Here is a 24223-nt window from a genome sequence, read left to right as displayed (position 1 = left end):
GTACAACTGACAGATAGCAAAACGCCCCACGAGGGGGCGCTTTGTAGAACTTATTCACAGGTTAGATCAGGCAGCAGCTTTCTTGGTAGCCGCTTCGATCTTGCGAGTGATGTAGGCCTGCTGTGCGATCGACAGGGTGTTGTTCACAACCCAGTACAGAACCAGACCGGCAGGGAACCACAGGAAGAAGAACGTGAAGATGATTGGCATCATTTTCATGACCTTGGCCTGCATCGGATCCGGAGGCGTAGGGTTCAGACGCTGCTGGATGAACATGGTTGCGCCCATGATGATCGGCAGGATGAAGAACGGGTCCTTGATCGACAGGTCGGTTATCCACAGGATCCACGGGGCCTGACGCATTTCCACGCTTTCCAGCAAAACCCAGTACAGCGACAGGAACACCGGCATCTGCACAAGAATCGGCAAGCATCCACCCAGCGGGTTGATCTTCTCTTTCTTGTACAACTCCATCATGGCCTGGGACATTTTCTGGCGATCATCGCCATGTTGTTCCTTCAACAGCGCCAGTTTAGGCGCCACGGCGCGCATGCGAGCCATGGATTTGTAGCTGGCTGCCGAGAGCGGGAAGAACAGGCCTTTGATCAACATGGTCAGGACGATGATCGACCAGCCCCAGTTGCCCAGGATGGCGTGAATATGTTGCAGCAACCAGAAGATCGGCTGGGCAATGAACCACAGGAAGCCGTAGTCGACAGTCAGCTCCAGGCCTGGGGATAACTCTTTGAGTACCGCCTGGCTTTTCGGACCTGCGTACAACGTAGCAGTGGTTTCGCCTTTGGCACCCGGAGCAACGGACAACGTCGGGCTGGTGAAGCCGATGATGTAGTTACCCTGGCTGTCTTTGCGGGTCTGAACGACGTTGGTTGCGTTGTGATCAGGGATCCACGCGGTGACGAAGTAGTGTTGCAACCATGCAACCCAGCCACCTTGAACCGTTTCCTTGACCTGACCCTTGTCGATATCTTTCATCGACACTTTCTTGTAGGGCTCGGCCGCTGTCCACAGGGCAGCACCCAGGTAAGTTGCGGTGCCGGTAGCGGTGGTCGACGAAGGATCGGAGCTGGAATCGCGCTTCAATTGCGCGAACAGATTACCGGCCCACGGCTGAGCGCTCTGGTTATCCACAACGTACGTCACGACCAGGTCATACAGGCCGCGCTTGAACGTGAAGCGCTTGATGTAATTGACGCCGTTATCCGAGAATTTCAGGTCAACGACCATATCGTTCTGGCCGTCAGCCAGTTGATAAGTCTTCTGCGCCGAGGTGTAAACCGGACGACCGGAAGCACGCGCATCAGGACCATTGGTCCCTGTCAGGCCGCTCTGTGCGAGAAAAGTACGCTCGCCGCCGTTATCAAACAGCTGAAACGGAACGTCAGGACGATCCTGACGGCGTGGGTACAGAGGCAGACGAAGCTGTACAACGTCACCACCTACCGGATCGATCGCCAGATCGAGCACGTCGGTCTTGACCTGGATAAGGTCTTTGCTGGCTACGGCCGGAGTCTCAAGAGGTGCCGTGGCATTGGTCGCACTGGCGCTTGGAACATCGGCGCTAGCAGAACCATTATTACCAGCAGCCGTATCCGGAATACCCGGTGCGGTGTTGCTGGTTGCAACATTCTGGGTCGGCATGGCTGCCTGACCGTAGTCCTGGTTCCATTTCAGAACCCCGACGTAGGTCACGATTGCCAGGGCGACGATCAGGATCGTGCGTTTAATATCCATGATTACTCGGCCATCGAAGAAGAACGGGAGGTGGGAACAGGTGGAACCGGGTCATAACCACCGGGATTCCACGGATGACAGCGACCCAGGCGACGAATTGTCAGCCAGCCGCCGCGTAAAAGGCCATGATTATCGATGGCTTCATACGCGTAGCAGGAGCAACTGGGGTAGAAACGACAGTGGCTGGCCATGAGCGGGCTAATGGCATAGCGATAAAACTGGATCGGAACGAGTGCCAGTTTACGCATCGGGACTGTCCACCCCTGCAGGTTCGGATTTCGCCGCAGGAACAGGCTGGCTACGTGCCAGGCGTTTCCACAGCTTGCCGAAATGCTGAATGAGTTCAGGGTTTTCTACGTCACCCAAACCTTTACGCGCGACGATAACGATATCCCAACCGACCAAACTGTCTTGGTGTTGGCGAAATGATTCGCGCATCAGGCGTTTCAAACGATTGCGCTCAACGGAAAGCTTCACGCTCTTTTTACCTATCACCAGCCCCAGGCGGGGATGATCAAGGTCGTTGTTGCGCGCAAGGAGCAGGAGATTTTTCCCCGGAACCTTGCCGGTAGGGGAGTCAAAGACTGCCTTGAAATGCCGGGGAGTCAGCAAACGCTTTTCCCGACTGAAGTCTCGACTCACCTCCTGTGCCGATTTATCAAACTGCCAGACGCTTACGGCCTTTGGCGCGACGACGCGACAGGACTGCACGGCCGTTTTTGGTGGCCATACGTGCACGGAAACCGTGGGTGCGGGCGCGCTTGATAGTGCTGGGTTGGAAAGTACGTTTCATGGCGTGTTACCTGGTTCGTCCACTACGGGCCGGAATGGCCCCCGTTTTAAGAGACCGGGGATTCTAGAGAAAGCAGGGCCTCAGGTCAATTTCCAACCAGTTTTTCTTCATATAGCCCTGACAAGGGTCATTTGCCCTTCGGCCGTGCCTTTTTGTCTGCACCGAGGTTGACCTGTTATAGAAATAAGAAGAGAGAGTATTTAAAGCTTCTTTATAGAGCTTATAACTCTTACGCAGCGATCATCTGTGGATAACATTCTGAAAGGCTTGATCAGCAAGGTGTACAGCGTTTCAAAAGGTTGTCCAGAAACGGTGCTTTGCCTGTGCCACACCGTCGGAAAAGCTGTGCATGGAATGCCATCTTATCCACAGGCTGGTTATCCACAGATTTACGACCCGGGTTATGCAACGGGCTGAGGGCGGTTTATCCACAGGGCTTATTCACATACCGTTCGTCATGTTTCAAGGTCATAAATGACTGATTTATAGCCCTCTGTGCATACGCTACATGTGGATAAGTCTTCCCCGGATCGTTACAATGGCGGTTGTTTTTGCCTCACCGGCTTTCAACTTAGGGGATATCCGTGTCAGTGGAACTTTGGCAGCAGTGCGTGGAGCTTTTGCGCGAGGAGCTGCCTGCCCAGCAATTCAACACTTGGATCCGTCCGCTACAGGTCGAAGCCGAAGGCGACGAGTTGCGCGTCTATGCACCGAACCGCTTCGTACTCGATTGGGTCAATGAAAAATACCTCGGTCGTCTGCTCGAGCTTCTGGGTGAGCGTGGCCAGGGCATGGCGCCTTCGCTTTCCTTATTAATAGGAAGCAAGCGCAGCTCCGCGCCTCGTGCTGCTCCCAATGCACCGCTGGCGGCTGCCGCCTCGCAGGCCTTGTCTGCTTCGTCGGTCAATAGCGCGCCAGCCCCGGCTCCTGTTGCGCAGGCCGCTCCCGTGGCAACGCCCTCGCCAGCGGTCCAGACTGCAACGACTCACGATGAACCGTCCCGCGACAGCTTTGATCCGATGGCAGGTGCCAGCTCACAGCAGGCACCGGCACGTGCCGAACAACGGACCGTGCAGGTCGAAGGTGCGCTCAAGCACACCAGTTACCTGAACCGCACGTTCACCTTCGAGAATTTCGTCGAAGGTAAGTCCAACCAGCTGGCACGCGCCGCTGCCTGGCAGGTGGCCGACAACCCCAAGCATGGCTACAACCCGCTGTTTTTGTACGGCGGTGTGGGCCTGGGTAAAACTCACTTGATGCACGCGGTGGGTAACCACCTGCTCAAGAAGAACCCCAATGCCAAGGTCGTGTACCTGCATTCGGAGCGCTTCGTCGCCGACATGGTCAAGGCGCTGCAGCTCAATGCGATCAACGAGTTCAAGCGCTTCTATCGCTCGGTCGATGCGCTGCTCATCGATGACATTCAGTTCTTCGCCCGCAAAGAGCGTTCGCAGGAAGAGTTTTTCCACACGTTCAACGCGTTGCTGGAAGGCGGACAGCAGGTCATTCTGACCAGCGACCGCTACCCGAAAGAGATTGAAGGTCTTGAAGAGCGCCTGAAGTCGCGCTTCGGCTGGGGCCTGACCGTTGCGGTCGAGCCCCCAGAGCTTGAGACCCGCGTCGCGATTCTTATGAAGAAGGCAGACCAGGCGAAGGTCGATCTGCCCCACGATGCGGCGTTCTTCATTGCCCAGCGTATTCGCTCCAACGTCCGTGAACTGGAGGGTGCGCTCAAGCGGGTCATCGCCCACTCGCACTTCATGGGCCGTGACATCACCATCGAATTGATCCGTGAGTCCCTCAAGGATTTGCTCGCACTCCAGGACAAGCTGGTGAGTGTGGATAACATTCAGCGCACGGTGGCCGAGTACTACAAGATCAAAATCTCCGATCTCTTGTCCAAGCGACGTTCGCGTTCTGTCGCGCGACCGAGGCAGGTCGCAATGGCGCTCTCCAAGGAGCTGACCAACCACAGCCTGCCCGAGATCGGCGACGTGTTTGGCGGACGAGACCACACCACTGTTCTGCACGCTTGCAGAAAGATCAACGAACTCAAGGAATCCGACGCGGATATCCGCGAGGACTACAAGAACCTGCTGCGAACTCTGACCACGTGATGACGCCAGTGCAGCTTATTAAGGCAAGGGACTAGACCATGCATTTCACCATTCAACGCGAAGCCCTGTTGAAACCCCTGCAATTGGTCGCCGGCGTGGTTGAACGCCGCCAGACCTTGCCGGTGCTATCCAATGTGCTATTGGTCGTCGAAGGTCAGCAGCTGTCGCTGACCGGTACGGACCTTGAAGTGGAACTGGTTGGCCGTGTCCAGCTGGAAGAGCCTGCCGAGCCAGGGGAAATCACCGTCCCTGCGCGCAAGCTGATGGACATCTGCAAGAGCCTGCCCAATGACGCGCTGATCGATATCAAGGTCGACGACGCCAAGCTGGTGGTCAAGGCCGGTCGCAGCCGCTTCACGCTGTCCACGCTGCCAGCCAATGATTTCCCGACCGTCGAAGAAGGCCCGGGCTCGCTGAAATTCGAACTGGTGCAGAGCAAACTGCGCCGTCTGATCGAGCGCACCAGCTTCGCCATGGCTCAACAGGATGTCCGTTACTACCTCAACGGCATGCTGCTGGAAGTCAGTGCAGGCGTGTTGCGCGCCGTTGCCACAGACGGTCACCGTCTGGCGATGTGCTCCATGACGGCAGACATCGAACATGCCGATCGTCATCAAGTCATCGTGCCACGCAAAGGTATTCTGGAAATGGCGCGCCTGCTCACCGAGCAAGACGGCCTGGTCAGCATTGTTCTGGGTCAGCACCACATTCGAGCTACGACCGGCGAGTTCACGTTCACCTCCAAACTGGTCGATGGCAAATTCCCCGACTACGAGCGCGTTCTGCCAAAAGGCGGCGACAAGCTGGTGCTTGGTGATCGTCAGGCGTTGCGTGAAGCCTTTAGCCGAACGGCGATTCTGTCCAACGAAAAGTACCGCGGCATTCGCCTGCAACTGGCCAATGGTCAGCTCAAGATTCAGGCGAACAACCCTGAGCAGGAAGAAGCAGAAGAAGAGATCGGCGTTGAGTACAACGGTGCTTCTCTGGAGATCGGATTCAACGTGAGCTATCTGCTCGACGTGCTGGGTGTCATGACCACTGAACAAGTGCGTCTGATTCTGTCTGACTCCAACAGCAGTGCGCTGGTGCAGGAATCGGACAACGACGACTCTGCTTACGTCGTCATGCCGATGCGTCTGTAATCCATGCACAGCGCAACCTAGATGTCTCTTAGCCGCATCTCGGTCACCGGGGTGCGCAATCTGCACCCGGTGACCCTCTCCCCCTCCCCGCGTATCAATATCCTTTACGGTGCCAACGGCAGCGGTAAGACCAGCGTGCTGGAAGCCATCCATCTGCTGGGTATCGCCCGTTCGTTTCGCAGCAGCCGTCTACTTCCTGTCATCCAGTACGAGCAACCTTCGTGCACGGTCTTCGGCCAGGTTGAACTCGCCCAGGGCGGTCATAGCAGCCTGGGTGTTTCACGTGACAGGCAAGGTGAATTTCAGATCCGCATCGATGGGCAGAATGCACGCAGCGCAGCACAGCTCGCTGAAATTCTGCCGTTGCAATTGATCAATCCGGACAGTTTCAGATTGCTCGAAGGCGCGCCAAAGATTCGCAGGCAGTTTCTGGACTGGGGAGTGTTCCACGTGGAACCACGTTTCATGGCCACTTGGCAGCGCCTCCAGAAGGCCTTGAGGCAGCGAAACTCGTGGCTTCGGCATGGTACACTTGACGCCGCTTCGCAGGCGGCATGGGACCGAGAGCTGTGCCTAGCGAGTGACGAAATCGATGAGTTTCGTCGAGCGTACATCAAGGCATTGAAGCCAGTCTTTGAGCAAACTTTGAGCGAGCTTGTTGAGCTTGAAGGTTTGACCCTGAGCTATTACCGAGGTTGGGACAAGGAAAAAGAGCTGAGCACAGTGCTCGCTTCTTCCCTGAATCGCGATCAGCAGATGGGGCATACCCAGGCCGGACCACAGCGCGCTGACTTGCGCCTTAGATTGGGCGCTCACAATGCCGCGGATATTTTGTCACGCGGTCAGCAGAAGTTGGTGGTCTGCGCGTTGCGCATTGCTCAAGGGCATCTGGTTAGCCAGGCCCGACGCGGCCAGTGTATCTATCTCGTCGATGACCTGCCCTCCGAACTGGATGACAACCATCGCCGAGCGCTCTGCCGTTTGCTGGAAGAATTACGCTGCCAGGTTTTTATCACCTGTGTAGATCAAGAATTTTTGAGGGAAGGCTGGCAGACGGAAACGCCAGTCGCTTTGTTCCACGTGGAACAAGGCCGTATCACCCAGACCCACGACCATCGGGAGTGATTGCATGAGCGAAAATCAAACGTACGACTCGTCCAGCATTAAAGTGCTGAAAGGACTTGATGCCGTACGCAAGCGTCCCGGAATGTACATCGGCGATACAGACGACGGTAGCGGTCTGCATCACATGGTATTCGAGGTAGTTGATAACTCGATCGACGAAGCGCTGGCAGGCCATTGCGACGACATCAGTATCATCATCCACCCGGACGAATCGATCACCGTTCGCGACAACGGCCGCGGTATTCCGGTAGACGTGCATAAAGAAGAAGGCGTGTCGGCAGCCGAGGTCATCATGACCGTGCTCCACGCTGGCGGTAAGTTCGACGACAACTCGTACAAGGTCTCCGGCGGCCTTCACGGCGTGGGTGTCTCCGTTGTAAACGCCCTTTCGGAAATTCTGCTGCTGACCGTGCGTCGCAGCGGCAAGATCTGGGAGCAGACCTACGTTCATGGTGTTCCACAGGAACCGATGAAGATTGTAGGCGAGAGCGATACGACCGGTACCCAGATCCACTTCAAGCCTTCTGCCGACACGTTCAAGAACATCCACTTCAGCTGGGACATTCTGGCCAAGCGGATTCGTGAACTGTCCTTCCTGAACTCCGGCGTCGGCATCATGCTGAAAGATGAGCGCAGCGGTAAGGAAGAACTGTTCAAGTACGAAGGCGGTTTGCGTGCATTCGTTGAATACCTGAACACCAACAAAACGCCGGTCAACGAAGTGTTCCACTTCAACGTCCAGCGTGACGATGGTGTCGGTGTCGAGATTGCCCTGCAGTGGAACGACAGCTTCAACGAAAACCTGTTGTGCTTCACCAACAACATCCCGCAGCGCGACGGTGGTACTCACCTGGTTGGTTTCCGCTCTGCGCTGACGCGTAACCTGAACAACTACATCGAGCAGGAAGGCCTGGCCAAGAAGCACAAGGTTGCCACGACGGGTGACGATGCGCGTGAAGGCCTGACCGCAATTATCTCGGTGAAAGTACCCGATCCCAAGTTCAGCTCGCAGACCAAGGACAAGCTGGTTTCGTCCGAAGTCAAAACCGCCGTTGAGCAAGAGATGGGCAAATACTTCTCGGACTTCCTGTTGGAAAACCCGAACGAAGCCAAGGCCGTTGTCGGCAAGATGATCGACGCCGCGCGCGCTCGTGAAGCTGCCCGCAAGGCCCGTGAGATGACCCGCCGTAAAGGTGCGTTGGACATTGCCGGTTTGCCGGGCAAACTCGCCGACTGCCAAGAGAAAGACCCTGCCCTCTCTGAACTGTACCTGGTGGAAGGGGACTCTGCTGGCGGATCAGCCAAGCAGGGGCGTAACCGTAAAACCCAGGCCATCCTGCCGCTCAAGGGCAAGATCCTGAACGTCGAGAAAGCACGTTTCGACAAGATGATCTCTTCGCAGGAAGTGGGCACCTTGATCACCGCGCTGGGCTGCGGCATCGGCCGCGAAGAGTACAACATCGACAAGTTGCGTTATCACAACATCATCATCATGACCGATGCTGACGTCGACGGTTCTCACATCCGTACCCTGCTGCTGACGTTCTTCTTCCGTCAGTTGCCCGAGCTGATCGAGCGCGGTTACATCTACATCGCTCAGCCGCCGCTGTACAAGGTCAAGAAAGGCAAGCAGGAGCAGTACATCAAAGACGACGAGGCCATGGAAGAGTACATGACCCAGTCGGCTCTGGAAGACGCCAGCCTGCACCTCAGCGACTCCGCGCCGGGCATTTCCGGTGAGGCGCTGCAGCGCCTGGTCAACGATTTCCGCATGGTCATGAAGACGCTCAAGCGTCTGTCGCGCCTGTACCCTCAGGAACTGACCGAGCACTTCGTTTACCTGCCGCCCGTCACGCTGGAGCAGCTTTCCGACCACGCCGCCATGCAGTCCTGGCTCGACCTGTTCGATGCCCGTCTGCGCACCGGTGAGAAGTCGGGTCTGGTGTACAAGGCCAGCCTGCGCGAAGACCGTGAACGTAACGTCTGGCTGCCAGAGGTCGAACTGATCTCCCACGGCCTGTCGAACTACGTCACCTTCAACCGCGACTTCTTCGGCAGCAACGATTACAAGACCGTTACGGCCTTGGGCCTGCAGATCAGTTCCTTGCTGGAAGAAGGCGCCTACGTGCAACGTGGCGAGCGCAAGAAGCAGGTTACCGAGTTCAAGGATGCCCTCGCCTGGCTCATGGCAGAAAGCACCAAGCGTCACACCATTCAACGATACAAAGGTCTGGGTGAGATGAACCCGGATCAGCTGTGGGAAACCACCATGGACCCAAGCGTGCGTCGCATGCTCAAGGTCACCATCGAAGACGCCATCGGCGCTGACCAGATCTTCAACACCCTGATGGGTGATGCGGTCGAACCACGCCGTGACTTCATCGAGAGCAACGCGCTGGCAGTGTCCAATCTGGACTTCTGACGACGGGTAAGTTCTCAACATAAATGAGAACGCTCAGCATGAGTTGAATCGCGCTAGACAAAAAAGCCAACGCTATTAAGCGTTGGCTTTTTTTTGGGTAAGAATTCGCCATCCTTCTGGTGCAGGAACAATGTTGTCAGGCCATATCAAAAATGAATGCTTGGCCGAAAAGAGGATATTTTTCTCCTCCGCGTTTTTACGATAAGTTGGTCACTTCTGTAAAAGCCACCTTTTAGCACGCACTCCGGCCGCACACCTGAGCATTGATCAGCGGACTACGCTGGTTGCAACGCGCCTCCTCGTGAGCGAAAAAAGACCGACACTTTCATGGCCTTAGCCTGAGTGACCTTATATTCATCCGGATGGCTTTCAATCCGCCCCGCCTGCCTGGTTTAGTGACTGCACGTCTTTTAAGGACAATCATGACGAAAGATCTACTCGGCTCCATCATCCTGGCGAGCCAGTCAGTTGGCACGCCGTTCTGGTTATACGATGCGTCGATCATCCGGCGGCAGATCAGGCAACTGAAGTCCTTCGACTTAATACGATTTGCCCAGAAGGCTTGTTCCAATATCCATATCCTGTCTCTGATGCGCGAAGAAGGTGTATTGATCGATGCCGTCTCCCTCGGAGAGGTCGAGCGTGCCCTTAGCGCCGGCTATCTCGTTGAAGGCCCTCACTCACCCATTGTCTTCACCGCAGACCTGATTGATGCAGGCACCCTTGGCCGTCTGGCTGAACTGCAGATCCCGGTCAATGCGGGTTCTCCCCAGATGCTTGAGCAACTGGGAGCGGTAAGCCCTGGGCATAAAGTATGGCTGCGGGTAAATCCGGGTTTTGGCCATGGCCACACGCGCAAGACCAACACCGGTGGGGAACACAGCAAGCACGGGATATGGCACACCGAGATCCGAAACAGCATGGAGCTGATCCGCCGTCATGGGTTGAAGCTGGTCGGCCTTCATATGCATATCGGTTCGGGGGCCGACTATGAGCATCTGGCGCGCGTCTGCGATGCCATGGTGAAAGAGGTCAAGGAGCTTGGCGCTGACATTGAAGCGATATCAGCGGGCGGCGGGCTGTCGATTCCATACGCTGAGCATGAGCGGGAAATTGACCCGGAGCATTATTTCCAACTCTGGCACTCGGCGCGTCAGGAAATCGAACAGTTCTTGGGGCACGCTGTAAGTCTGGAGATCGAGCCTGGCCGCTACCTGGCTGCACAAGCCGGCATTCTGGTAGCCGAAGTGCGGGCTTACAAAACCATGGGTCAGAACTTTTTCGTTCTAGTGGACGCGGGCTTCAACGATCTGATGCGACCGGCCATGTATGGTGCATCGCATCGCGTGAGCGTCGTCAGCCCTACAGGGCAACTAAAGTGCGAAGGCCTGCGGCCGACGGTCATTGCCGGTCCTTTGTGCGAATCAGGCGATGTGTTCACTCAAAAGGAAGGTGGGGAAGTCATCTCCTATCTGCTGCCCGAGGTGGAGGTTGGTGACCTGCTGATCTTCCATGACTGCGGTGCTTATGGTGCAAGCATGTCGTCGAACTACAATACGCGCCCGTTGCTGCCAGAGATTTTGAAAGACGGCGAACAGCTGAAAGTGATCCGGCATCGCCAGACCTATGCCGACCTTTTGAAGCTGGAACTTGAAGCCGGGCAATTACTGCCCGCCCTTCTGACTTGAGATTAAAAGCCGTACGCCGTTACTCGCAGGAATCGATGACCGGCCGATCAAAAAATAACGATAGAACTGATGTTTTTTAGCCTAAAACGTGTGGTCAGGTGATCAAGGATTGAACATGAAGGTTTCACTCAGACACGTTGAGATATTCAAAGCCGTCATGGCGGCCGGGAGTATCACTGGAGCCGCTGACGCGTTAGGCACATCCCAGCCCACCATCAGCCGAGACCTGTCCAGCTTCGAGCGCTCCATGGGCATGCAGTTATTCGAACGAACCAAAGGTCGACTCAAGCCCACTCGACAAGGGCTCGCGCTTAATAATGAAATCATTAAAACCTATGATGGCTTGGCGCGAATCGGCTTGGCGGCCGCAGAAATAAAACAAGGCTTGTATGAAAAGGTGGCAGTCGTCAGCTTGCCGATTCTGTCGCAAACATTACTGCCCGGCTCGATTTCAACGTTTTTGCTGGATTACCCTGAACTGAGCTTCAGCCTGACGACACATGACTCGCCGCTATTGGAAGAAAGCCTGTCGTCGCAGTCCCATGATCTCGGATTGATTGAAGGTTCCCGAGCACCCATGGGGACAACGGCTGAGCCGTTACTGCGTCTTGACGAGGTGTGCATACTTCCCCCTCTTCATCCTCTGTGCCACCAAGCGGTGATTGATCCAGCTTCCCTGGCGGACTATACGTTTGTTCACTTGGCGCCTAACGATCCTTATCGGCACCCATTGGACAATCTGTTGTGCACACACGGTATCAATCGCGGGCAAGTCCTTGAAGTCGACAATTCAGCGACAATTTGCCAGATGGTTTTGCATGGTGTGGGCGTGTCGATCATCAATCCGCTTGCGGCGCATGTCTATGCGAGCCAAGGCCTTCAGGTACGAAGACTTTCGGCTTCCATCCCTTTCACAGTCAGCATTGTCAGACCCAGCCAGCGAGCCACCTCACACATCATAGAGTCATTCATTGACTGTATCCGCACGACGAGCAAGGAGCTGTCCTGCGTTATGAAAGAGCTGCAATCAGTCAATCACTAGCGTTCACGGTGAACGCTTTGTGCTGCTCAGCGGTAAGGAGTACCAGCCTGGCGTCGAGCATGAGGTCAATCTAAAGACAGACAGGAAACTGGCAACCCTATCGCTAAGAGCGTCGCTCTGCGACAAACATGAAAACGTGCACCCAAAATCGAATGCACGGCTTCATCACACGCTGAATGAGGTGACAGGTTACTCAATCCTCACAGAATCGAATCCTGTTTCCGAATGGATCGTGAACCTCCAGCACTCTCCCCCAACCCTGCTCGACAATATCAGGGCGGCCGTAGCCATAACGCTTGGCCAGCAACTCGTCCCGCAACATCTGAATATTCTGCATAGGGATGAACACCGTCGAGCCGGGGCTGCAATCGCCATGATGCTCGGATAAATGCAGCCGCAACCCGTCTCGGATAATGCCCAGATACAACGGTAAGTCAGCCTCGAAACGGTGCTCGAACTCCACATTGAAACCCAGAAAGTCCAGGTAGAACTCACGTGCTTTGGCCTCGTCGAACATCCGTAATATCGGTATCGGGCTCTTGAACGTGATCGCAGGTTGCGCCGTGTCTTGAGGCAACAGCGCCGACGCGGTGTTCCAGTCCTTGTAACCCAATTGCTGCGCTACCAGCTCCAGGGCCGCAGAGTGCGACACAGGCTGATCACGGGCTTCCAGCGACGCACGCAACGTCTTGGCGAACTGCTTGGCTTGCTCGATGGATAACATCATTCCTCCCGGAGTCGAAGCATGCGGGTGCTCGCGTTGCCAAGCCTCGACCGGTTCAGAAGATGCGATTGAGTTGGAAGAAGAAATGCTTTCACCTTTCCTTTCGGAGCGAGCGGCGGGCAGCATCGGCCCGTGGAGGATGGTACACAGGCAGAGCGGCGCAGGGGAAGTGCTTACTTCCCATCGTGAGCGACTACATACCGGTTGCGGTTAAGAACAAGATCGAGTCCTGTAGCCCAGGCAGCGACGTAAACATAATGAAAGCCCTCGGGCGCGAGAGGCAGCAAGAAAATGGCGATCAGGCTTGCCGCAATCAGCGAAGTGCCCAGCCCTACCCTCCAGCGTGGAGGCTGTACTCCGAACGAAATCAACAGCCCTGCCGCCAGGGAAATGCCGATGATAATAACGTCGCTCATTGGCTGCCGCCTCCGACCTTGATCAGCAGTGATGTTGAAGTGTGCTGCGGACCAATGCCACCCACGACTTTGGCATCGACCGCCACAATCACGTCGCCTGCATGGCGGGCTTCCAAACGACTGTACACAAATGCCGATACCGCCGGCCCTGCAGGAGCGCCATAAATACCAGCGGGTTTCGCCGCTAAACTGACGGCACCCGCAGCAACTGCACTTATCTTGATACGCTGTTGATTGAACAGATCAGCCTGTTCTCGGGTCAGCGGGTTGGAAATCGCTACCACCATGTCGCACGGTCGCTGATCAGCAAGCATTCGGTCGTAGGTTTCAACGATGAGGTCGCTGACTTTGTAGCACTGCGATCCAGGCTCGCAGAAAAAGACCTGACGCAACACGGGGCGATGCGATGGCGCGACGGTAAACGAATTGACGTTGAAGACCACGCCAAAATGGCCCTGATACCGAAATTTCTGCTTGTTCAAGTCCAGATCTCTATCGATGGATCTTGTGGATGAACAAGACCAATGCTCGGCGCGTATTTTTCCATTCAAGAATCGCGAGCGTCTGTCTGATAGTGCTGGGTATTGGGTAAGAGACATCTGGCAATTCAGTCAGATGTGGTCTGCAGTAATGATGGTGGCCGGTAGAGCAAATCGACAGTCGATTGAACGCGAGCTGCCTGGTCGTTTGACCGGAAGCCCGCCGTGTCAACGTAGAGTTTGACGCGGCGAACTCCTTCATCGCGACCAGACTTTCCTTGGGGTCGCGCAGGAAGCTGACGGCACTGTTGAGCGTGTCGAGGCCTGGCTTCGACCGAGGGCGTAGTCTTGCGGTTCTTCAGGCTCCTTTTTTCCCAGCACCAGAAGAGGCCCGGGTTGCACGTACCGCCGTGGAGTCAATCATCCAGGTCTCCAGATCAATTAACCCTTGATCGTTCAGCTTGATGTGAAGCCGCTTGAGCATCTGATCGAACGTCCCGCGATTGCGCCAGTCACGAAAGCGTTGATAAACCGTTGACCATGGGCCGAAGCGTTCGGGCATGCCGCGCCAGGCAGCACCCAAGCAGAGCACCCAGAGCACGCCGTTGAGCACCAGCCGATCATCTGCCCTTGGGCGTCCGTTAGGCGGGGTTCACTGAAGATGTTTGCAACCAAATCCCAGGCTGCATCGGGGAGTTCGTAACGTTTGGCAATCGTGGGCTCCTGCCGTTGATGGACGCGGACTTTACTGACTCCCGACGCTTGCTGGGTTGAAATGAGTTTCAGATGATTTCGTACAGAGCCTAAGACCCTTCCTACTTCTAACTACACCATATAGCCCGCCATCCTCATTTGCGCAAGTATTGCCTCATCAAGTTGTTGGTCAGAAATACCTCTAATAGATTTGGTACTCTTCCATTTCCATATTACAGGAAGGATTTTGCTATCCAAACGATCAAACTCTTCCAAAAAAAAATTTGCTAAAACATACTTATCCAACTCAGGATCAGCCTCTAACATCAAGTTCAGTACAGTGCTCGGCATTTTTCCTTCCAGCACCTGGGCTAACAAATTGTTATTTTTTAAAGGTGACATAATTGATGCCTCCAATGGTTTCAATTTTCTCAACCTTTCCGTATCCGTACTTTTGGGCTATTTGGCCTGTCCATGTATTCAAAGCAGCATTTTCTTTTGACATTCCATTGGCAATATTCTCGAGATATCGAGCAGTGTTAACGCTGTCAGTGCCCGCCTCCCAAGCCCCACGGATTTGATTGACCTTGATGCCTTCATTGCCGAGGCGTTGCATTGCGCTGGCGAACATATCAGTGCCTGATGCATCGTAGTAGGGATGATTCTGTGCAGCACGAATTTCAAATCCCAGCACTCCCGCTTTATCCACATTCACGACCAATCCTGCTACGCCATCAGGATCGCCATACTTGAGCTGGACTCCCCCATCATTGAATTGCTTCATCATAAAGTCATTTGTAACATCAACTTTCGGGATGGGTGGATCAACTCTCCCAAGTTCTTTTGCACCTGCAATCTCACGCTCAGCCTTAACCAACTGGGCCAGATTACCCCCGGCCTTGGGTGTGAGTCCACCGTCTGCTGTCTGAAGGTAGAGCGTGCCGTCAGGCCCGGCAACCTCTACGTTTCCGGTTCTGGTGTTGATGACTCGCTGGTAGCCCTCAGGCAGACCTCCCGTCTTGTTGAAGGATGCTCCCGCCGAGCTATCTTCACGGTAGTAAGAGGGCAGAGTAATCTTCCGGCTCTCTACATCGGCAACGCGGGGCGGGGTTTCCGGCTCGATCATCGGCACATCCGAGTCCCTGCCCGGCGGCCGTTCCAGTTCGGCGATTTCTTTCTTGAGGCCTTTGAGTTTGACAGTGGTGGCGATTTCTTCGAGTTTCTTGCTGGAAATGTCGATGCCCATTCGGGACAGGGTCAGTGATTTGGAGGCTGTACCGCTGCCACCGCTCGCAATCGCACCGATGCTGATGGCGGCGGCCTGTCCCATCTTGTAACCCAGGCTTTCCGAGTTTTCGTCGCCTCCTTTGTCGAACGCTTCATCGATTTCGTTGAGCTGCCTCTCCAGCATGGCGGCTGCTTCTTTGCCCAACTGGACTTGCGCCTCAGATGAGGTGGCGAACGCCTTCATCGCGATCAGGCTTTCCTCGGGGTCGCGCAGGAAGCTGACGGCACTGTTGAGCGTGTCTAGGCCTGTACCCGCCATGCCCTCGGTGAAGCCTTTGGCGATGCCTGTGCCGGTCAGGACATTCTGGCGCATGGAAGTGCCTTCCCACTTCGCAACGACGCGCAGCTCTTCGCTGATTGTTTTGGCCTCGGCGAGTTCTTTTTTGTACTGCACTTCCTGTTGGGTGGCGAGCCAGTTGTTATCGACGTTGGCGGTCGCCGCATTGCTCGCCGTGGCCGCGATACCGGACACCAGGCTGGTGATGATATTGCGCTTGGCCGGCCTCACGGAAGGCAACGCCTCCAACGGCACCGGCCTTGCAGTTGTGGACCAAACTGAAAATGCTTGATCAACTCGGAGCGTTACGTTGAAGCTATTTTTTACCGAAGGGACCAGTCATGTATCGATATAAACTTGATAACTTGTTCTGGTGCATATTCCAAGGAAGCTCTGTAGTCCGTAATAAAACTAATACCCGTCAATATGCTGTCACTTTCTTTTAGAAGAAAGTCATCATCCGCATCATTGAACACAATATCAAAACACCTTTCTAAACTTCGAAGATCATCGCCTACGCTGACGCCACTAAATTTGCCATGATACCCTTCACCTACTATGGCCACATATGCCCACCGCTACCTGTTTTATCGCCGTATAAAATATGTTGCTTCGCTTCTGGCGAACGAATGTCAACGTAGTCCTTGCCAAGACCTTTTGTACCAACTAATAAAGCATCTAATTGTTTTCTAGTTGCCTGACCGGATCCCAATCATTAGGTTTGAGTCGATGCTTGCTCCACCATTGCATTCCCTCCGACACCCACTTTCCGCGTAAATCGGAATGAGCGGTTGTCGAGTCATCATACCCAAACTCCGTCCCGCAGCACGGGCAAATATCGTACGAGGCACAGCCAAAACTGTCATACGCCGGCTCATCAAGATCAGGATACCTGCAGACCGGACATACATATGTTTGATTGCTATTGGGCATTAAAATAGTCCAAGTTTGAACCCTTACCATGCACTACTGGAGGCGTTCCTGCTGTCCCAGTTGCTTTTGGAGCTCTTACATAACGAACACCAAATGGAATGGCGTTCCGCTTTTCGCCCAATATTCAGCTGCTTCCAACCAGGCCGTTGCAAAGCACCCCAACGCATATGGGGCCTGAGACCATCCTTTAGCCGCTTCGCGTAGAACGAGACAATAACTGTCAGCAGGAAACCAACCCATATCATCCAGACACTCGTCGAGAGCGTCCCAGTTATTCCCAAAATAATCTGGAAACTTCATTGCCGACGCCACAACTGCAAACAAATCCTTATCTGACCTTACATTCACTATTGAGCCTGTAGCTACCATACCTCCTAGAGAGTCTAACGCATGCTTAATTTCTTCAGCGCGGACAAAGTGGATCGAAACTGTCGAGGCTTTTTTCAAAGAGTTAATACTCGTCATGATTACCTCTTAATTGGATCAACTTTTCATGTCGTATGCTTTGCCGGTTATGGAGTTGTACTGGTAGTGGATGGTTATATTTTCTCCGCTAGGTAAACGGTGACTTACTTCCATTTTTCTCCATCCCTCACTCCGCGGGAAGTCTTTATCGCCCGCTAGTTTTGTATCACGACCGGCTGAGGGATTTTCTATCACTCTGTTCCACAAAGTCTGCTCGTTCAGATCTCTTGGCGCCGTTGACTCATAGCTCTTTGCTGTTGAATGCGTTGCATAGTCTGGAAGACCAGCAGAAAACTCATCGGCAGCATTTCTCCGATCATAATAGTATCTATTTACGCTAGACCTTTCAGTAGCAGCATTCGGGCTATATGGATCATCCATAATAGTTGGTTTACCGCCACTAAAACCACTAGAACTGCCACCTTTTAGAACTGCTCAGAAATCTGATAAAAAGTAACAGTAGGACCGTAATCCTGATCTGAATTAGAAACATCCACAGAAAACTTACTATCTGGAAATTTTTCTTTCAAGGCTAGCCGCCATGATAAAGCAATGATTTCAGCTAGCTGTTCAAAAATAACATCATCAACCTCATCCGTGCAGCCTGCAAAAACATCGTATAAATGGGTGTGATTCATTATTTTTTCAACCGCGCGTGCATCACCATCAAACTGGTTTAGCCATACGATAAAAGCATCATGATCGTATTTGAAACTTAAAAAAACTGCACCTTCACTAACAAAAAAGTCAGGAAACAAAAGCCTGCAAAAGACTAGGCAATCCTCAGGATTGCACATGGCGCTTACATAAGAAAATATATCGATATCATCTTTTTTTGCCCAGCTTGACGCCCATAACTCGTATCTGCCCAAGCCGCTAAACTGTCTAATTGTTTGAATCTTCATTACGGAATCTCATCCGGGGTGGTAGGCCGTGGAGCTAATTTTGTATACGGTGACTGAACCCTGACTGTCCCGTCCGGCAACGTATTTCTGCCATATTCTATTACATGTGGTGTTGACACATCAGCATGAGCTGCACCTGTCACGTCAACACGCTTAACAATCATGCCAGATGAATCATAGACAGCATAGCCGGTGATATTTCCTTGATTATCGGCTCGATATACAGCTCCATTTGCGGGGCCACCATCTAGCTTAAAACGGCCGCTAATCGTAGTGGCGTTTTCAAGCGGACCTCCGACGAGATCACTTGCGTTGCGAGGTACAGAATTGATGCTAGTCGAGACTTTTGCACCAGCCTCCTTTACGGGGTGGGCATACGGCATGCCAGTCTCAGCATCCGTTGATACAGTCGAGGTGTATGGCGCCTTTCCTGTCCCCGTCCCTTTTGGACCATTTTAACTCAATAATTTCTCCATAATTTCTGGCAACCCAATAGATATAAAACCCCATTCATGATCATCAAACTCACCGACCTGCTTAAAAAGCAATCCATTTTCTTCGCATATGTGACAACAAAGACTAAAATCCTCAGCCACACGTCCAGACCACCCAACATCAAGAATGCGTTTAAATGCAAAAGCTCTAGGTATCGCGGCAATATATGAACAGCGCTCGTCAATAATTACGTCAATTACATTCGCAATAGACTGTTCTGAAAGACGTAAAGCGCCGAAAAATTTTAACTTTTCATGAGCCTCTACGATAGATTCTTGTGAGTCACTACCACCCGAAATTTCACTTCCTCGAAACTTCAGTGCTCCCCACAATTTTCGATAGCGTACAATTCGAGTATCTGGCTGCCAAGCAGAGTTACCTAGGAGTAACCAAACATCATACTCAGGCAGCTTTTTATCAATCAAACTGTAAATAAAACTCAGCACACCTGCAAGTGACGTACTTGATGCATCTGCGGCTAAAAAACTAGCCGCTGACAATTCCGATCTAAAATAATCTCCAGCCCAATGGGGATTAATCACATCGTTAGTAATTGAAATATCAGGCGTACGCCCGACTTGAATATCAATAGTCATAGTGATTTCCAGTTTCATCGTTAAAGTGGGACCCACGATTTTGGGAATTACCTGAACCGAAATCATGACCTCCTGCATCATCACGGATTCTTACCGTTTTGAGACCCCCACCTGGAGCTGGAACCTCGAACTCATAAATTTTCCCGGGCTGAGGATTACCCCGTTTATCGACATTTGGTAGGGTCCGGCTAGGTTGCTGGCTTGTTGGAATGCCTGATTGACGTTTAGCTTCATTAAAAGCTCCACTTCGTCCCGCACCTATAGGGCTCATATTCTCAGGAATTGTGCCCTTTGGACCCTCCTCCCCCTTACCTTTACGCTTTTGCACCACTCCAATCAAGATGCTTGAGAAAAATTGACCGCCGCCGATCAGCTCATCTTCGTCTTGATATTGCTTGTCTAGCTCGATTCCTTCTATCCGGTTCGCGATCTTATGGCCCAGCATGTCGCTGTATTGAGCCAGCTCTTCATTGAGATTTTCACCCAAGGATGTTTTCGATAGAGCTTTGTAAAGTGCGAGTTGTACCAGGCCTTTAGGCCCCTGCGCCATGGCCATTACAGTGGCCACCCCCTCTTTTTGGTCGGGGTGAGCCTTGATGTACTGGTCAACCCCTACAAAAGTGCGCAGGGTACTTTGAGCGACGCTGAGTTCGCCGTTGTCAATTTCAACTGGCGCTATCTCTACGACGTTTGAACTATTGCGCACTGGCGGAGCATCGCTGACTTTAATCGCAGATTCGATCTCTTTCAGCTCGAACTTTGACAAATCCAGTTTTGAAAGCCGGTCAACCTCAGCCATGACTTGGGCTTGGAACTCTGGATCCTTCATGGTTTCCAGCGCTTCGCGAGTGCTCATTCCACCAGCAAGCAAGGAATCCATGGTGTGTTCAGCAAAATCAGCGCCGTTCACCCCGATAGCGCCTGCATCCAGCTGACGACCCAGGCTACTTTGGATTTTATTGATGGCGCGCGTCAGGCCCCGAGACGCGTTTTCGTAATTATCGCGGGTAGTCTTGTTGTACCTCAGTAGCTGGTTAGTCCACTCTTTGGCAGTGACTATTGGCTCTCTGGCAGCCTCCAACGAAGACTTCGACGCATACAGATCAGTCCGGTGTTCATCGTCCTTGGTGATCTCGTACGCCTTGCTGACGTCCCGGTTCAGCCCTGTTGTGGAGTCCTTGCCGGCGCTGTCGCCGCGTACGACGATGTCGCCTGCGCCTACCGTGCCCCTGACGATCTGCTGGCGATCCTTTTCGTAGTTCCAGCCTTCGATACTCCAGCCGGATTGGTTCTTCGCGCCTTTGCCGATCTGGCTCTGATCTTGAACGGTCTCGCTCCCATTGCTGTAGGAACCCCCCACGTTCAGGTAGTAGCCATGCTCCTTGTCCTTGCCGGCGATGTCGCTGAAGCCCAGTGTGCCGGTGTCGAGTTTGAGGTTGCCGGTGTCCGAGGCGATCAAGGCACCGTCAAGCTGGGTATGGTTCTCGGTACGAATGTCGACCTTGTCTTTGCCGGTGATGCTGGTTTGCTGCTCGATCCAGTTGGTGGAGCCATTGGTCTGACCGTAGCCAACCGAGCCGCTGAAGCTGCCGCCAAATCCAACGACGACCGTTGCGCTGAGGTCGAACTCCTTGCCTTGCGCCTTGCCTGTGTCCGCCAGCGAGGTGACGTTCAGGTCACGGCCCACCCGGCCGATGACTTCATCGCCTCTCAGGTTGGCACCGGCGACGTTGGTATCCCTTGCGCTGTTGAAACCCAGACGGTTGCCTGCGTACAGGTAAGCTTCCTGTTGCTGCAGTCCTTCGCGCTCCAGGTTGCCTTTGCCGACGTTAACGCTGGCGTAGAAACCAAACCCGCCTGGCCCGACAGCAATACCAGCCTCACCCCCACCATTCTTCCTGGTGTTCTCAGTACTGCTGTCGTTCTGAGCCGCTTTGATGTTGAGGTCATTGCCAGCGCGCAGGTCGATATCGCGTTGGGCCTGAACCTGTGTGCCGATCAGGTTGAGGTCGTTGCTGGCCTGCAGGTTGACGTCGCGCCCGGCTTGCAGGCCGGTGACGGTCGAGGATTGCTGGGTTTGGTCGCCGCTGGCAATGCCGTTGCTGCCGCCCACGCCGAGCTTGAGGCCGCCGCTGGTGCCGCCGTGAATGCCGCCCCAGCTTTGGCGTTCGCGGGTTTCCTGGCTGTAGCTGCCTCTGGCGGCGTCGAGGGTAAATTCAGCTGCGCAAGGCCGCCGACCTCACCCAGCAAACTCTGGCTGACACCGCGTCAGTACACGCCAATCAGATTCGGCGTTATGAGGCAGGGACGGCGCAACCAACCTTAGAAGCCCTCATCCGGCTTGCTCAGGCTCTGCACGTCAGTTTGGATGATTTGGTATTCGCTGAAGGAGAACGCGGACCGTCCGACGATTTGCGCCTGCGCTTTGAGGCCGTCAGCCATATGCCCGAAGCCGAGAAATCAGTGATAAAGGCACTGCTCGATAGGATGATTTTCAAGTGCCAGGCATCAAAAAACATGGGGACGGATAACAGCAGCCAACCACCCAGTGCGTAACCAGAAAAAAGGGCCGATCTGAAAGAGTGAGCCGGCCCACATACTTCGCTGCTGAGTATAAGAAAAGCTATACGCCAGTGTTTATTGGGTGAAACCTGCATTCCGTATTACAAATGTATAGCAGCACTTTGAAGGCATAAATCTGGCAACTAATTGATACATATAGAAAATACCCACCTCGCAAGAGGTGCGTGTTGCGTATTGAGATTTTGCTCCTGTTAAGGAGCAAAAATTCATGCTGAAAAAGAGCGTATTGAGCAGATAGACCGTAGGTCGTCAGGGTGGGTGCAAAAGGGGTGCAGCTTGAGTGCTGATAGGATGCGGAAAGAGTGCAATCAGGGTACATATAGGGAGCAAAAGCAACTGAAAATACCAGCGCTAGAATGCGCTGGATATCCGCCAAAGCAAACCAAACGCGCAGCGAAGGATGGGACCGTTTTGAACGTAAAGCGAAATACAACACCGGCCCAAGGCCGGTGTCAAAGGTGTGTAGCGCTCAAGAAAACTCTATTTTGCAATTTTGGCTTTCAAGACTGCTCGATCAATCATGACATCAGTAATGTAGGGTACAAAACCGAGCCTGTCTCCCATCCCAAAGCTCTTCTTGTAACCGTCCAATCGTTCAACGTCACCAGCTATTGCCAATGCAGCCAAGTGCCGAAGGGGCATCGCGCCTTTACTGTCAGTCGGCAGATTTCTATAGACCATCAGGCCGGACTCAATATTTTGAGAGCGTGCCCAAGATATGGCTTTCTCAGACATCCTGAGAACATCATCACTAGAAAATTCAGGCAACTTCTCCGGAGGCTCATTACTAACTATTACAGGCGAATATCCGCTCCCCTCTCCACGCACAAACGCAACAGTTTCCGAGAATTCCTTGGTCGAAACCGATGGCATAAGTGACACCCGAAAATGATCCGAGCGCTTCCTCACAGATGGGACTATTTGAACTTTAACCCCATCAACATCTGTCACGCAAAAATAATCCCCGACTTCATCCTTGCTACAAACCCAGCCCTGCTCCATCAAAATTGAAGCCACATCTTTTTCCTTCATAACTTAGCACCAGGAAAATTCATTATCTCAATAGGGATACCGTTAGGATAACCTTGATCCTTTAGTGGTACGCCTGGTGTGAGGCCGAAACGTTCGGCAACTTTCCCTCTTGGAATTGAAGTCCCATCTTTTATTTGAGGGAAAATTTCTGACTGACGAATACTCAAGTCCGCGTTCCCCGTCTTAACCTCAATAATTCTCAAGGTTCCATCAGGTGCTTCGGCCACGATATCTGGCCTACAACGACCAGTTCCGCAGGAGCTACCAAATGATATTTCCTTTTCGCTGACTCTGAACCCTTGAGACGAAAGTTGATCCTTTATGTCATCCACCATGTTCAAGTGATGATCATAGTGATCTTTGATGGTGACTTTCGGATCTGTTGCAGTACCTTTTGGACCATTAACTCACAGAGATAAGGCTCACCCCCTCGCTGATCACTATTTCCTCTGGGATTTCATCATAGACAAAAAGATCATCACCTAAGTTTAAAATGGATAGGCGAAAACCATTATCAAACGAGAGAACAACGCCTACCACTACGTCTTCCGCTAAGGACTTTACAAGCGATGCTGACACTAACTTCCTTCCTACAACATCGGAGAAATAAAGCTCACCAGAGATACAAAAAATATCTTGCCTACCGTATTCACCTAGATCGCAGCTTGACATCGGACTCAAAGAAAAACAGAGAGACGCACCATCAGGTCCGCCATAGAGCTTCCCAATTTCAGAATCTTCAAATAGAAGGCCAATCTCTTGAGGGGCAGAATCCCTCTCGGAAGAGAACACATGGAATAGAGCATTTACTGACAGTAGTTTCTTCCCGAGCACTGTTAACAGCCAGGCAATCATAAGTTCGGGAAAGTTCATTACCTGACGCCTCCCTTCAATGCGCTCTGTACAGATGGATTCTGAGTTACCCCATCCTTCAGGATAGTAACGAATGTTCCATCAGGCTTGGTAACAACCACATCATTACCCTTAACTCTGAAAAACACATCACCCCGTGCGCCATTTGCTCCTTGCCCAGCAAAGGTCCCAGGGATTACTTTTTCAGGGTTACTCCCAACGTCATGAATTTTATCAAGTACCATTTTACGATCTGCTGGGCTAGCCGCGTTGCCGCCGAAATCTTCAACATGCTTACCGAGCTTTTTACATAGCTGCTTCGAATCTACCTTAAATGCTGCACCAGCACCTAAGCCACTTGCAGGAATAGATGTAGCACCAGGTTTCGGAAGAAGACCGGACACT

Annotated in this window: 24 protein-coding genes and 2 pseudogenes; 7 read left to right on the top strand and 19 right to left on the bottom strand. The window is 53.1% G+C overall.

Features of this window, described 5'->3' with window-relative positions:
• Window positions 1–66: 66 nt before the first annotated feature.
• The 4 genes from yidC to rpmH are packed head-to-tail and all read right to left on the bottom strand — an operon-like array spanning window position 67 to window position 2545.
• Window positions 67–1752 (bottom strand): membrane protein insertase YidC, encoded by a 1686-nt coding sequence (gene yidC / locus H8S56_RS12505; protein WP_187518807.1) that lies wholly within the window; start codon window positions 1750–1752, stop codon window positions 67–69.
• Between the two features lie 2 nt (window positions 1753–1754).
• Window positions 1755–2000: a membrane protein insertion efficiency factor YidD gene (gene yidD, locus H8S56_RS12500; RefSeq protein ID WP_024686643.1), complete on the bottom strand. Its 246-nt coding sequence runs from the start codon at window positions 1998–2000 to the stop codon at window positions 1755–1757.
• The gene (rnpA, locus tag H8S56_RS12495; protein WP_024686644.1) at window positions 1993–2394 is read right to left on the bottom strand and encodes a ribonuclease P protein component; all 402 of its coding nucleotides are present in this window, start codon (window positions 2392–2394) and stop codon (window positions 1993–1995) included. Before rnpA ends, yidD begins: the two co-directional genes overlap by 8 nt.
• Before the next feature lie 16 nt (window positions 2395–2410).
• Window positions 2411–2545, bottom strand: a complete 135-nt coding sequence (gene rpmH / locus H8S56_RS12490) for a 50S ribosomal protein L34 (RefSeq protein ID WP_002551315.1) — start codon at window positions 2543–2545, stop codon at window positions 2411–2413.
• 584 nt (window positions 2546–3129) lie between these two features.
• On the opposite strand from rpmH, the gene dnaA reads away from it, so the two are divergent.
• The 6 genes from dnaA (at window position 3130) to H8S56_RS12460 (ending at window position 12081) form a co-directional block, all read left to right on the top strand.
• Window positions 3130–4662: a chromosomal replication initiator protein DnaA gene (dnaA, locus tag H8S56_RS12485; protein ID WP_187518806.1), complete on the top strand. Its 1533-nt coding sequence runs from the start codon at window positions 3130–3132 to the stop codon at window positions 4660–4662.
• 38 nt (window positions 4663–4700) lie between these two features.
• Entirely contained in the window at window positions 4701–5804 is a 1104-nt protein-coding gene (gene dnaN, locus H8S56_RS12480; protein WP_024694924.1) for a DNA polymerase III subunit beta, read from the top strand.
• A gap of 21 nt (window positions 5805–5825) precedes the next feature.
• Window positions 5826–6929: a DNA replication/repair protein RecF gene (gene recF / locus H8S56_RS12475; RefSeq protein ID WP_024686647.1), complete on the top strand. Its 1104-nt coding sequence runs from the start codon at window positions 5826–5828 to the stop codon at window positions 6927–6929.
• 4 nt (window positions 6930–6933) lie between these two features.
• The gene (gene gyrB, locus H8S56_RS12470) at window positions 6934–9351 is read left to right on the top strand and encodes a DNA topoisomerase (ATP-hydrolyzing) subunit B (protein ID WP_024686648.1); all 2418 of its coding nucleotides are present in this window, start codon (window positions 6934–6936) and stop codon (window positions 9349–9351) included.
• A gap of 422 nt (window positions 9352–9773) precedes the next feature.
• Window positions 9774–11039, top strand: coding sequence for a diaminopimelate decarboxylase (gene lysA / locus H8S56_RS12465; protein WP_187518805.1), 1266 nt, complete (start codon window positions 9774–9776; stop codon window positions 11037–11039).
• 115 nt (window positions 11040–11154) lie between these two features.
• The gene (locus H8S56_RS12460; protein ID WP_187518804.1) at window positions 11155–12081 is read left to right on the top strand and encodes a LysR family transcriptional regulator; all 927 of its coding nucleotides are present in this window, start codon (window positions 11155–11157) and stop codon (window positions 12079–12081) included.
• Between the two features lie 193 nt (window positions 12082–12274).
• On the opposite strand, the gene H8S56_RS12455 is transcribed toward H8S56_RS12460, so the two are convergent.
• From H8S56_RS12455 to H8S56_RS24490, 11 genes and pseudogenes are all read right to left on the bottom strand, one after another.
• Complete coding sequence (locus H8S56_RS12455) at window positions 12275–12805, bottom strand: glyoxalase superfamily protein (RefSeq protein WP_187518860.1); 531 nt, start codon at window positions 12803–12805, stop codon at window positions 12275–12277.
• Between the two features lie 173 nt (window positions 12806–12978).
• Window positions 12979–13221, bottom strand: coding sequence for a hypothetical protein (locus H8S56_RS12450; RefSeq protein WP_024686652.1), 243 nt, complete (start codon window positions 13219–13221; stop codon window positions 12979–12981).
• A complete protein-coding gene (locus H8S56_RS12445; RefSeq protein WP_187518803.1) occupies window positions 13218–13703 on the bottom strand; it encodes a hypothetical protein in 486 nt (161 codons plus the stop codon). Before H8S56_RS12445 ends, H8S56_RS12450 begins: the two co-directional genes overlap by 4 nt.
• Before the next feature lie 300 nt (window positions 13704–14003).
• Window positions 14004–14414: pseudogene (locus H8S56_RS12440) on the bottom strand (IS5 family transposase); the annotation flags it as partial.
• A 111-nt stretch (window positions 14415–14525) separates the two neighbouring features.
• A complete protein-coding gene (locus H8S56_RS12435) occupies window positions 14526–14795 on the bottom strand; it encodes a hypothetical protein (protein WP_187518802.1) in 270 nt (89 codons plus the stop codon).
• Window positions 14776–16206, bottom strand: coding sequence for a hypothetical protein (locus H8S56_RS12430; protein ID WP_187518801.1), 1431 nt, complete (start codon window positions 16204–16206; stop codon window positions 14776–14778). The genes H8S56_RS12435 and H8S56_RS12430 overlap by 20 nt, the downstream gene beginning before the upstream one ends.
• Window positions 16207–16965: 759 nt before the next feature.
• Window positions 16966–17355 carry a barstar family protein gene (locus H8S56_RS12425; protein WP_187518800.1) on the bottom strand — a complete coding sequence of 130 codons (390 nt, stop codon included), beginning with the start codon at window positions 17353–17355 and terminating at the stop codon, window positions 16966–16968.
• 425 nt (window positions 17356–17780) lie between these two features.
• Window positions 17781–18260, bottom strand: a complete 480-nt coding sequence (locus H8S56_RS12420; protein WP_235986781.1) for a hypothetical protein — start codon at window positions 18258–18260, stop codon at window positions 17781–17783.
• The gene (locus H8S56_RS24865) at window positions 18260–18643 is read right to left on the bottom strand and encodes a polymorphic toxin type 24 domain-containing protein (RefSeq protein ID WP_187518799.1); all 384 of its coding nucleotides are present in this window, start codon (window positions 18641–18643) and stop codon (window positions 18260–18262) included. Before H8S56_RS24865 ends, H8S56_RS12420 begins: the two co-directional genes overlap by 1 nt.
• A 72-nt stretch (window positions 18644–18715) precedes the next feature.
• On the bottom strand, window positions 18716–19351 hold the full coding sequence (locus H8S56_RS12410; protein ID WP_235986780.1) for a hypothetical protein: 636 nt from the start codon (window positions 19349–19351) through the stop codon (window positions 18716–18718).
• Window positions 19341–21569, bottom strand: a pseudogene (locus H8S56_RS24490) (hemagglutinin repeat-containing protein); the annotation flags it as partial. The pseudogene H8S56_RS24490 and the gene H8S56_RS12410, both read right to left, overlap by 11 nt.
• Here H8S56_RS24490 and H8S56_RS24860 point away from each other — a divergent pair.
• On the top strand, window positions 21566–21907 hold the full coding sequence (locus tag H8S56_RS24860) for a helix-turn-helix domain-containing protein (protein WP_187518858.1): 342 nt from the start codon (window positions 21566–21568) through the stop codon (window positions 21905–21907). The pseudogene H8S56_RS24490 and the gene H8S56_RS24860 sit on opposite strands and share 4 nt — an antisense overlap.
• 507 nt (window positions 21908–22414) lie before the next feature.
• Here the strand turns inward: H8S56_RS24860 and H8S56_RS12390 are convergent.
• From H8S56_RS12390 to H8S56_RS12375, 4 genes are all read right to left on the bottom strand, one after another.
• Window positions 22415–22966, bottom strand: a complete 552-nt coding sequence (locus H8S56_RS12390; protein WP_187518797.1) for a DUF6990 domain-containing protein — start codon at window positions 22964–22966, stop codon at window positions 22415–22417.
• Window positions 22963–23307 carry a hypothetical protein gene (locus tag H8S56_RS12385; RefSeq protein ID WP_187518796.1) on the bottom strand — a complete coding sequence of 115 codons (345 nt, stop codon included), beginning with the start codon at window positions 23305–23307 and terminating at the stop codon, window positions 22963–22965. The genes H8S56_RS12390 and H8S56_RS12385 overlap by 4 nt, the downstream gene beginning before the upstream one ends.
• Before the next feature lie 61 nt (window positions 23308–23368).
• On the bottom strand, window positions 23369–23839 hold the full coding sequence (locus H8S56_RS12380) for a hypothetical protein (protein ID WP_187518795.1): 471 nt from the start codon (window positions 23837–23839) through the stop codon (window positions 23369–23371).
• Window positions 23839–24222, bottom strand: a complete 384-nt coding sequence (locus H8S56_RS12375; protein WP_187518794.1) for a hypothetical protein — start codon at window positions 24220–24222, stop codon at window positions 23839–23841. Before H8S56_RS12375 ends, H8S56_RS12380 begins: the two co-directional genes overlap by 1 nt.
• Window position 24223: the final 1 nt, after the last annotated feature.

The organism is Pseudomonas triticifolii (genome assembly GCF_014358015.1).
GTDB lineage: Bacteria > Pseudomonadota > Gammaproteobacteria > Pseudomonadales > Pseudomonadaceae > Aquipseudomonas > Aquipseudomonas triticifolii.
Note: the sequence above shows the minus strand (reverse complement) of the source record. Positions and strands in the feature narration are given on the sequence as shown.